This window comes from Armatimonadota bacterium, from assembly GCA_035527535.1.
In the GTDB taxonomy this organism is placed as follows: domain Bacteria; phylum Armatimonadota; class Hebobacteria.
On record DATLAK010000055.1, the window covers coordinates 1 to 11,719 of the forward strand.

Below are 11,719 nucleotides of genomic sequence, written 5' to 3' on the forward strand. Positions count from 1 at the left end.
GGCGGCGGTCGGCGCTGACCCGATGACGTGGACGGTCACCGGCGCCACCTATGCCGCTGACCCGCCGCGCGCTCCGGGGCCACGACGCAGACCCAAGGTCACAGCACCCGCCGCTGCAGGCGGCGCAATAGCAGGCACGATCCAGGGCGCTGCCACCACCAGCGCCGACCTCGAAGGAGCAGGCAGACTCGCCGGTGGGGCCATCCAGGGCGCCGCGTCTTCAAGCTCGGACTTGGAAGGCGCGGGACGGCTCGCCTGCGGCTCCATCCTGGGCGCTGCGACCACGTCTGGCGACCTCACAGCGTCTGGTGGCCTCGCTGGCACGATCCAAGGCGTTGCCACCATCGACGACGGCGGCGGCGACCCGCCTAACAACGAACTCGGCGGCGCGGGCAGACTCGCAGCAGGCGCAATCCAGGGCGCCGCCACCACGACAGGAGACTGCCGCGCCACAGGAGACATCGAGGGCGTCATCCAGGGCGTGGCCGCCCTGTCGGGAGACCTCGAAGGCGCTGGCAGGCTCACCACGGGGGCTGTCCTGGGTGTCGCCACCCTGTCGGGCAACCTGCTCGACCTCAGCGGCGGCATGTCTGGCACCGTCCTGGGCGTCGCCACCCTGAGCGGGGACCTAAAGGGAGCCGGGCGATTCGTCGCATTCCACATCTTCGGCGTCGGATCCAGCCCACAGTCACAGGACGTGGCCAACGACATCAAGGGCGCCGGGCGACTGGCACAGGCAGGCATATCCGGCGTTTCCGCCGTCTCAGGCAACATCCTCCCGTGGACGCCCACGACGCAGAGCGCCTACATGTACATCTTCTGATACGACCAAGGGCCTCGGTGGGGTGTACCGTGGGAAGCGGCGCAAAGACCGGGCGAGCGGAAAGAACACGGACTTCTAGGAGGCACGGACATGGCCGAGGAGAACTACCAGAGCGAAGCCCAGTGGTGGGTCAACAACATGCCGGCGGACTTCTTCGAGCTTCAGGGGCTCGGTTCGCCGGAGCAGTTCCTAGAGTCTGGGTTCGGGTTCGACCCTCCCCCGTCGTCGGGTGCCGACGCGTCAGTCGGCTCGCCAGGCAAGTCTGGAGGCCCTGCGAGCTACAAGTTTCCGGGTCCTGGTGGCGACCCACAGAGCTTCAGCGGCGGCGGTGGTCCTAGCACAGCGGTACTCAAGTTCTTCGGCGGCGGTGCGCAGGCCGCCCCGGAGAAGTCTGACTGGGATCGTCTGCAGGAACTCATGGCCATGACGTCCGGTGCTCCCGGCCGGATCAACGCCTTCGAGGCCAGCGCTCGGCCCATGATCGAGCAGGCCATCGGTGGCGGGTTCGCCGCGAGCGCGCAGTCGCTGGCAACCGGCCGACACCAGGCCGACCAAGATCAGGCGTACTCGATGGCGGCGGCGGGTCTGTCGCCGACGCTGTTCAACCAGTTCGTGCGCCCGCAGCAGAACCAGGGGTACTCGAACCAGATGGCGGGGCTGCGCGGCGAGGCGCGCGCCGGACGTGCGCAGGGCAACCTGGACCTGAGCGCGCAGACGATGAACGCGCGTAACCAGATCGAGCAATACTACGACTCGATGATGCTTCAGCGCTACATGGCCGAGATCGCTGCGCAGGCACAGATAACTGCGGCCGAGAGGGCCGCGAAGTCGAGCAAGCAAAGCGGAGCGTGGGGCGCTATTGGCAGCATCGCCGCCGCCGCAATCGGCGCGTCCAACATTCGCCTGAAGGAGAACGTCGTCACGCTGGTACCGGGGTCCCCGCGAATCGTGTCGTGGCGCTGGAACAGGGCAGCTCGTGCGCTCGGGCTTGTTGGGTCATCCGTTGGTGTGATCGCGCAGGAGCTGGAACTTGTTGCGCCCGATCGCGTCCTTACCGGCCCGGATGGGTACAAGCGGGTCATCTACTAGGAGAGGCGCATGCCCATCAACTTCAAGATCCCCGATGTCTATGGCGCGCCGCCGCCGTCTGATCCCGGCGCGATGTTCGCGGCGTACATCCGTGGCTTCGGCAACGCCGCAGACTACGTCGCCCAGACCGGAAATATCTGGGATGGGCTTGGCGACTCCATTGCGCAGGCGGCGCAGGACTACCGCAGGCGCAAGGCGCAGGAGTCGTCGCAGGAGTCCGCGCAGGAATTCCAGGCCAGTGAGAGTGCCATTACGCGCGACTTCCAGGCCAGTGAGAGCGCCCTTGCGCGCGAAGATCGCGCGCAAGAGCGCGCGCAGGCTGGCGATCTTGCCGAGGAAAGAATCGGGCTGGAGAGGGAGCGCCTGGAGTTCGACACGCGGCGCCACCAGGACAGCTTCGGGCTGTCCGAGAGCGAGGAGAGTCGTCGGGCTGCCGCATTCTTAGACGACCAGCGTGCTGCGGAGGCAAGCCGGGGCGTGGCCGAGAACATCGTCAATGCAAGACCCGGGAGCCTCGTCAGAAATGACGTGGTCCCCGGCGTTGGCGGCGGGCCAGACACTCCCATCACCGAGGTCGCGCCCGGCGCGCTGGGCGAAGTCTTCGGCGGCGTCGAGGGCATGTCGCTCGCGGATGTAGCGCGGGCGCAGGAGCTGCTGGACAGGCAGGCCGCCGCCGGCATGAGCCGGAAGGACGCCACCTCGGCCAACTACCCGTGGGCAGCGGCCGAGGCGACCAGGCAGGTCAAGGAAGGCAAGACCGAGGCTGAAAGCGCCGCCGCCCTCAAGGATGGCTACGAGGCGATCTTCCGCGCGAGCGACGTGCCAATCACCGAAGCGTCGATCAAGAGCATCGCGCCGTTCCTGGACGTGAGCATTGTCGGAGAACTGTCGCCGAAGTCTGGTGCGTCGGACTACGTCTGGATGACAACCCCAGAGGGGCTCCTGCAGGTCAAGGGCGGCAACAAGCCGGAGGTCGTGCAGGAGGTCAACAAGTTCCTGCTCAAGGCTCAGTCTGACCCGCGAAACGCGCCGATCATGGACCGCCTGCGCGGCGAGGTTGGCAGCCGCTACACACTCTCTGGCGACAAGGCGTCTGAGCTTGGCCTGAAGATGCGCGCTGCCGGGGAGGCCCGTCAGGCGATCAATCGCAAGCGCGACAACGAGCGCCAAGTGGAGCAGGCGACGCGCGAGCGCGCAGCCAAGCTCGAACGCGACATGGGCACGCGCGCCCAGCGCCAGAGCGACGCCGCCGCGCCTGCGAGCGACGCGGAACGCGCCCAGCGCGATCAGCAGCGAAGCCAGGGCAGCTCGGGCTCGCCGGTGTCGCAGCAGCCGGCGTCTGTGCGGGCGTTCTTTGGTCTAGGGGAAGGCGAAGGAACTCCGCCGCAGGCCCGGCCGCAAGGAACCACGCCGGCGCCGCAGGGATCCACGCCGAGAACCACGGCGCCCATCCTGGAGCGACCGCCAACTCCGATGCAGTCAGCTGCCGCGAGGTCTAACGGTTACCAGGGCCCGACGGACACGCCGCCTCCGCAGACAGCTGCGGCCAAGCGTGCCGGCTACTACCAGGGCCCGACAGAGTCGAGCCCGCCCGCCGGTGCATCCCCCGGCGAAGGCTCGCCAGGGTACGAGCAGGGCGAGAACCTTCGTCGGCGCCGGGCTGTCAACAGGGGCGAGCGTCGCCCCGTCGTCAGGGAGAAGCCGGCAGGGCCGCCGCCCCAGATGTCTGCGCCTGTCGAGGAGCGCTACTCCGAGCCCGAGAATGCGTCGCGCTCCGAACGCGAGCTTCGCCAGGACATCGAGCGGCTCAAGCGCGCGTCCGGTCCCCGGACCACCGAGAGCCAGAAGGCTTCCTACGTGAAGCAGCTTCGTGAACAGCGAGCCCGTCTCAGCGCGATGCTCAGGAAGGAGCAGCGCTAGGTGGCTGTGCTCCCCGGTCAAGACCCGACCAAGCCCGTCACCGGCGACGTCTTCGTCGACAGGCTCTTCGGTGCTGTGCGCGACGCAGACGCTGGCATCGACGCCGAGGCGAACGCGGAGCGTGCCGTCGGCGGCCTCTACGTCCTTGAAGAGATGGCGATGCGGCCCGACGAGGTTGGCATCGAGTCACGGAAGATCCGCGATGATCTGATGGGCTACTTCGACTGGCGCAACAGGGGTCGCCAGGGATCTCCTCGCGCGCCGTTCCAGGGCGTGATGAAGCGCCGTGGACTCTGGCCCTTCGAGGGCGAGCACAAGTTTGTGGACGGCGTCACGAAACAGCCTGCGTTCTTCGGCATCGGGGGCGCGCCGGACGACAAGTACCTCGTCTCGCCGGAGTTCTCGCAGTACGTGATCGAGGACGGTCGCATCGAGAGTTCGCGCCGCGCAGCGCTCCTGGGCTACGGCTACCAGTCTCTTGGCGGGCAGCGCGCGGAGCCGGTGCGCGACCCGGACGACGGCTCCTTCTGGGTGCAGACGAGTCAGGACGGCTGGGAGCGTCTGCCGGTGGACGAGGTCGTAAAGGACTGGCCCGCCCTGCGCGCTGCGTTCCAGGGGGTCATTCCCGCCGGCGGCGGGGTCATCGGCGACATCTCAGGGCGGATGCCTCTGCTCGGGGCCGTTGGTGAGTTCGCGGCGCGCGGCATCGCGAGCCAGATGCTCGACATGCCGATGAGCGACGTCCCGCCCCTGACGAACGTGCGGACGGCTGATCCGGCCATGCGCCTGCCGGCGCTGCCGAACACGGGCGACCACTTCGGCATGTACGCGAAGCTGAATGATCCGCGCTACGTGCGGGCCATCCAGGAAGTGATGGGCATGGTCCAGAGCGGCACCGCGCCCGAGATGCTCGGGGCCGACCTGCGCGCGCCGGAAGACTCAACATTCTGGGAGTCGACTGCCGGCGCCCTGGGCTTCGTCGCAGACTTCTGGGCTGGCGGCGCAGCCGCGAAGGTGCCGCTGCTTGCGGCGTCGAAGGGCCTGTCTGCTGTGCGCAACGTGATCTCGAACCCGATCGTGAAGCTCGTTGGCAAGGGCGGGGCATCTGCGGCGGACGTGATCGCCGGCGGCGACAAGCTGCAGTCGGTCGCGCGCTTCGCGCAGTCGCGCAAGTTCTTCCCCATGGTGGCCGGGGCCAAGACTGTCGGACAGTTCGCCGCCTACGAGAGTCTGCGCGCCGGGCTCTACGGCGACATGGACATGGGGCACGCGGCAATGCACGGGGCGAAGCAGGGCGTGCTTCTCTGGGCTGCACACACCGGCATCAGCGTTGCGCGCGGCGCGGCGATGCGACACATCGGCAAGGCGGTCACGACCGCCGAAGGCAAGGCGTACCGCTACGGCGGCCTGGGCCGTTGGATGGAGAACTTCACCAACAAGCCCAGGGCCTTCGACGACATGGACACGGTCATGGACGTGGTCTCGAAGTCGTCTGGCTCGATGGGGCTGCGCCGGCAGCTCGCAGACCTTGGCATGTCTGGGATGCAGGCCGAGTACGCCGTGGGCACGCTGGACTCGATGCTGCTCGGCGCGCTGATGGGCGCGCACGGGGACGCGATGTCCGATCCCGAGTACGAGAACCTGACCGGCTGGGGCAAGACCGCGCGGGTCATGCAGGGTCTGGCGTCTCCGGAGGCCCTGGGGACGGCCGTGGGCTTCGGCGCCACCTCTCAGGCTCGCGCTGTCTCGCAGCGCTTCCAGTGGGGCCGTGAGTGGGAGGGTGCCCCGGCGGCGTCGCGGGTCCTGCTGGAGAGAAAGATGCGGGACGCGGCGGCCCTGCTGGCGAACCCGGACGCGGCCGAGGTCGACCGCTTCAGGATCGCCTTCGAGGCCCTGAGCGAGCAGGAGCGGATCGGGCCGGACGGCAAGCGCCTGACGTTCATCACCCCCGAGGAGCGCGAGGCTCTGATCGACGCCTTGAGGGAGGTTGAGCTGGAGGAAGGCGACATCATAGGCCCCCTTCAGAGCCCTCCGGAGCCGCCCCCCGAGGAGCGGGCTGGCCCTGGCCCTGGGGCGCCGCCCAGTGAGCCCGGGGCTGGCGGCCCCACGGCGGCACCCTCTACGGCCGCGACGCCTGAGAGGACCGCAGAGAGCGTCCTGGCGGATGTCGGCAAGGCCCTCCAGGGCGAGCTGTCCAAGGTCCGTGAGGAAGCCGGTGGCGAGCCGGCCGAACGCCCGCCGCCGGAGCAGCTGGAGCCGAGCGCCAGAGAGGCCGCAGAGATCGCCGAGGCGTTCTCGCCGACACCGGCCGGACTGATGGCCATGGAGAGGTCCATCACCGAGGAGCGCGTTGAGGTCGATCAGCTGCGGTTCGAGCCCGAGAAGTTCCAGTACAAGAGCGGCGGAACGTCCACGACGGGGGAGATCAAGAGTGGCCCCCTGTCGAAGCTCAGGACAAAGGAGGAGTTCTCGGACGTCTCAGGCAAGGGAATCCTCGTCTACAAATACGCCTCCGGCGAGCTGGCGGTCGTGGACGGGCACCAGCGGACGAACGCAGCAAAGCGCCTGGGGGTCGAAACGCTTTCGGCGCACGTCCTGCGAGAGAGGGACGGCGTCACTCCTGAGTTGGCGCGATCCCTGGGCGCCCTGCTCAACATCCGCGACGACAAGGGCTCGCCCATCGACGCGGCGCGCGTGATCCGAGACCTGGGTTGGGGCCGCAAGGAGCTTCGCGCCCTGGGCGTGCCGCCGACGAGTGCCTTCATGCGCAAGGCCGCTGGTCTGGCAGAGCTGTCAGACGCCGTCTTCTCGATGGCCCTGAACGAAGAGATCCCCGAGGGCTACGCCGCAGCCATCGGCAAGCACATCCCGCGCACAGAGCAGGACAAGCAGCTTGCGGCTGCGAAGCTCATCAAGCGCTCTGCAGAGTCCGAGACAGAGGCGGACGACATCGCTCGCCAGGTCTCACTCGAAGACGCCGTGTCGTTCACGCAGGAGTCGCTTTTCGGTGAGTCTGGCGACACGCTGACCATGGTTGAGCTGCGCGCCAAGCTCAGGGAGCCGCTGCGCAAGGCGCTCAAGCAGGACAAAGCCTTCTTCGGCAAACTCTCCGAGCTTCGCTCGAAGGCCGAGGAAGCCGGCTCGACCAAGGTCGACGTCGCAGCCACCAGGGAACGCGCGTCCTCCGCTGAGGAGATGCTCGAAGCGGTGATCCGCCTCGGCGACATGCGCGGGACCATCATCAACCAGGTGCTCAACGATGCCGCACGAAGAATCGGCCCGCCCTACAGCGAGAAGCCCGCAGACCTCGCAAAAGGTGTCATTCAACGACTCAAAGAAGTCGACCCGAAGTCTCTTCTGGACCCTGATGCTCGGGAAGCTCCGCCGCCTGAACACGGAGGACAAGACGTCCTCTTCCAAAGCGGACGCAAGCCAGACCCCAACCAACTGACGGCGGGCGTTCAGGTGCCGGGCTTCGCTCCGAACGCGACGCCGGGCCGCTTGGGCCCGACGCAACCCGTGCAGGGTCAGCAGCAGCTCGCAGCGTTCCCCCCCGGACAGACAGTGCGAGGCCGCTCACGCCAGGAGATGCGGCGCCTTCTCCAGCAGCACTTCGAGATGACGCCGGAGTCGGTCGGCGCGACGATCGCCCTGATGGACTCTGTCGCCCAGCAATGGGCCGAGCGAGAGGGTCGCCCTGCGCACGAGTGGTACCCCGCGCACATTGCAGACGTTCGCAAAGTCAACTCAGACCAGCTGCAGACGCGCGCGGCGCTGACGCAGACAGAGAAGGGCGCTGTCGAGTTCCTGCGCGGCGGCCAGGCTGTGATCTACGCGCTGAAGGACGCCGACATCTCGACGGCTTTGCACGAGATGGGCCACGTCTGGCGCAGAACTGCGCTGCCCCGTGGCGGCATCCCGGAGCTGAACGAGTGGGCCGGCGTGAAGAAAGGCGTCTGGACGCGAGACGCCGAGGAGAAGTTCGCCAGCGCCGTTGAGCGCTACATGCGCGACGGCGTCGCCCCGGTGAAGCGCCTCGAAGGCGTGTTCGGCAGGATCAGGGAGTACATGGTCAGGGTCTACGCCAGCATCAAGGGCAGCCCGCTGGAGATCGAGATCCCCGACTTCGTGCGCGACGCCCTCGATCGCATGTTCATGGGCAAGGGCGAGATCAAGGAGAAAGAGGTCATCTCAAAGTTCGCCGAGATGAAGGCCAACGGCGAGGTGTCTGCCGTGTACGAGGCGCGCCGCAACGATGCGGAACTAGTCGGCATGGACCCCGACGAGATGGTCTACCACATCCTGCGCAACGACCTCGTGAAGAAGGAGCCCACGCACGGCACGCGCATGGCGCAGGCCGGTGACAGCTACAAGAACGTCGTCGAGATTCTGCGCGCCAAGGACTTGGTCGAGGTGCGCGGCGCCATCGTCTCGTCCGAGACTGCGCGCACCGTGTCGGCGCTGGCGAACGGCGGGTCGCCAGAGATACAGAAGGCGTTTGCAGACGCCGGCGACCTGGCCGGGTATGGCCGCGCCGTCGAACTGGCCAAGAGGGCGCGCGTTCAGATGCGCGAAGCCCTCGGCCCGCTGCTCGAAGAAGTCTCCGGCAAGGAGATGCGCGACAAGTTCGACGACTTCACGGCGTACGTAGACGCGAATAGGGCCGGCACGCCGCCCGCAGACTTGAAGACTTCTCTGCAGAAGCGCGGCCTGGTCGACAAGGACGGCAACGCCCTGCCAGGCGCCATGGGCAGCTTCGAGAGCCTGGCCCACTCGCTGCGCGAGACGCCCGCGATGAAGTCCACTATGACGCCCAACGAGGGCACGGTAGTTCACGTTGCCAGTCCCTGGGTCGCTTTCGACCGTGGCCCGACAACGATGCGCGAGAGTTGGCTGTCCAGGAACCTCAAGGCGAAGGTGGCAATGGACAGGTTCGGCCGCCGCATTCCGCCCTCGATCCTGAAGCAGCTGCAGAAGCTCGGCTCGTTCACTGGCGGTCCGTGGGGTGGCCTGAACTTTCTGAAGTCGACCGAGGCCATGGCCAACCGCCTAGGCGTCGAGCAGGCCGTTGGCAAGCGTGAGGCCGAGTCGCGCGTCGCGCACGCCTACGCGCAGGGGATCCTCTCTCGCATGATGTCTCGCTGGGGCTTCAAGCACCCGCCGTCGAAGCATCTGCGCCTGCTGGACAGGGTTATCGACTCTGGCGCGTTCAAGGGCATGGGCACGCCCGAGGACTTCGAGCGCATCCAGCCCGGCACGGGGTATCTGTTCGAGATCGCGCGCGACATCACAGACCTGATGAACGAGCTTGGACACGAGCTTCGTCTGCAGGGCCAGATCAATGACAGGCAGTTTCAGAAGTTCGCGTCACGCTATGTCTCCCACCTGTACATCAAGTCGGAGATGGCCAGCTCGATCGCAGACCTGCGCGACGGGAACATGCCGGCCACGCTCGCGGCGCGCGACCTGACGCGCAAGGGCAGCGGCGACGAGGACATCCGCATCAAGGACCCGTTCTGGTGGATGACCACGGCGGTTGCCCAGGAAGGGAAGATGCGCCAGTGGCACGGGACGCTGCAGGATCTGTACTTCGGCGGGCACATGATCCCGCGCGCAGAGTTCGAGAAACTGCCGTTGCACGACCGGCAGTTCTATCTGCCCGTGACGCTGGACCGGGCGAAGAACGCCCCTGGCGGCGAGAACGGGATCAGCCTCAGACTGTTCGATGTTCTGTCCCGGCAGTTGGAGCGCGGCACAGAGGGCCCGCTCGGCGAGCGCATCGAGCTGTCCAGTCACATGCGCCGTGTCCTGAACGACCTGCTCGGACGTGACGCAGAGGGCAAGGACAGGAACGACGGCGGCTACTACCTCCCCAGGCAGATCATGCAGGAGGTGGACACGGTCACGTCGGAGCTGTTCAACCCGCCGTCTGTCGACACCGGCCTGCAGAAGATCATCTACGGCTACGAGGTTGCGACGCGTCAGGTGCGCCGTGGCCTGACGATCATGCGGCCGAAACACTGGACGCTGAACATCACCAACTCGGTGATGACCAACCACCTGCTCGGCGTCGCCAGCATGTGGGACTTCAGTCGCAGCCTGCTGACCGGCAAGGGCGAGTACGCAGACGGCGCGCGAGACATTCTCAAGTACACAGAGCTGACTGGCCTGAAAGGCAAGCTCGGGGCCAAGCGCCCCGCAGACGTGCCGCCGGAGCAATGGGATCGCCTGATGATTCTGCAGGCCGTGCTGAAGAAGCTCTCCAGCGGCACGTTCGTCCAGGCCGGCCTCGAAGGGCAGACGGTCACAGACATCTTCTCGTCGCTGGTGGAGCCCGATGATCTCTCGCGCGTCGCCGTGCAGGACATCCTGGCCAGCGGCAAGACGCTCAACGAGAAGAACGCCCTGATGGGGTCGGTCTTCGACACGGTGCGGCGCATGTCCACTGGCCTCGGCGCCTTCGACCGCTGGATCGGCAAGATGACAGGTGGCAACGCCACAGAGCGCGCGCGCGCCGTTGCCGGTCATGTGGGCGTCTACCAGATGTTCGAGATGTGGTTCAAGCACGTCGGCACGATGTCGACGCTGGCGAAGAACCCCGGCATGTCCCTGGACGACGCCGTCGCCTTCGCCGCTGGCGGCACGGCAGACTACCGCAACACGTCTCCCGCTCTGCGCGGGTTCAACACGGCGTATGGCACGCACAACAACCCGCTCTGGCAGAGGAGCGAGACCGGTGCGCAGCGTGCCCGGCGCGCGGTGACGCGCGACATGCTCAAGGGCCGGTTCTGGATGTACCAGACCAACATGATCCTGCCGAAGCTGCGCTCGACTGTCGTGCATCCGTGGCGCGCGGCTGCGGTGGGCACGATCATGGCCGGCATCACGCAGCAGATCATGCGGATGGGCGCGAGCAACCCCGAAGAAGATGCGTCCTGGGAAGAGTCGCTGTCTGGCGCCATGTATACGGCTGGTTCGCGTCCCGAGCTGATGGACGACTCGACGGTCGAAGCCTACCGCAGACTCGGCGGCTCGGGCTGGCTGCCGGACGTGATCGGCGGTGCGCGCCAGGGGCATCTGCGCGCTGCCGGCGGCAAGCTCCTGAACAAGATGCTGATGGGGCACCCGTTCATCTTCCCTGGGCCCAAGCGCCGTGGGTACGAGACGGTCACCAGCCTCGAAGACCTCGCGCCGGGATGGGGTGACATGCTCGGAGTCGGTCGCATGGCCGGCAGCGTCATGTCCGAGAGCAAGTCGCAGAAGCAGAAGGCAGCAGAGTTCGTGGACTGGCTCTCGTTCCGCACGATGGAAGCGAGCATGGGTCTGTTCAACGGCGCCGTTCGCATGGCCGTGCCCCGGCCGGGCGACGCGCGCGGTACCACGGTGATGCGCAACATCCAGGACGCCGTCGGCTACGCGATGCCGACGGTCTCACCGATGTTCCTGGCCTCGAAGGACGGCCAGAAGATGGTGGAGAACCTCGCGCTCGGCGGGCAGCGCCTCGTCGACTGGCAGAAGGGCATGCAGAGTGGGATGGCAGAGCGTTCTCCGGCGGAGCTTGTCGGCGAGCTTGTCTACTCCACGTTTTGGCGCAACCAGATCATCCGGCAGGACAGCCCTGTCGGCCCGAAGCGAGACACGATGGCGCTCCTCCTCAAGGAGGTGATCCCAGACATCGACCCCGGCCAGGGCGAGTTCTGGGACACGTACAAGCAGGGCCAGCGACTCGTTCACGAGCAGCTGATGAACGCGATCGGAGACACGTACGTCGACTTCATCGGTGGCATGGACTCTGTGATGACTCTGGATGCGATGCTCGCTCGCCAGCTGTTCGGGCCAGAGAACTTGATCGACGAGTTCATCAGCGGTCAGGACGAGCACCTAAAG

Annotated in this window: 4 protein-coding genes; all 4 read left to right on the plus strand. The window is 66.9% G+C overall.

Annotation, left to right across the window (positions count from 1 at the left end; all coding sequences use genetic code 11):
• A partial coding sequence (locus VM221_03530; protein ID HUT73893.1) for a hypothetical protein occupies positions 1-823 on the plus strand: 823 nt, incomplete at its 5' end.
• Between the two features lie 90 nt (positions 824-913).
• Positions 914-1,912 (plus strand): hypothetical protein, encoded by a 999-nt coding sequence (locus VM221_03535; protein HUT73894.1) that lies wholly within the window; start codon positions 914-916, stop codon positions 1,910-1,912.
• A gap of 9 nt (positions 1,913-1,921) precedes the next feature.
• The gene (locus VM221_03540; GenBank protein HUT73895.1) at positions 1,922-3,832 is read left to right on the plus strand and encodes a hypothetical protein; all 1,911 of its coding nucleotides are present in this window, start codon (positions 1,922-1,924) and stop codon (positions 3,830-3,832) included.
• On the plus strand, positions 3,833-11,719 hold a 7,887-nt coding region (locus tag VM221_03545), incomplete at its 3' end, for a hypothetical protein (GenBank protein HUT73896.1).

Bases quoted from the DNA above. Each gene is read 5' to 3' on its own strand.
- VM221_03535 (HUT73894.1), top strand. From the start codon at position 914: ATGGCCGAGGAGAACTACCAGAGCGAAGCCCAGTGGTGGGTCAACAAC.
- VM221_03540 (HUT73895.1), top strand. From the start codon at position 1,922: ATGCCCATCAACTTCAAGATCCCCGATGTCTATGGCGCGCCGCCGCCG.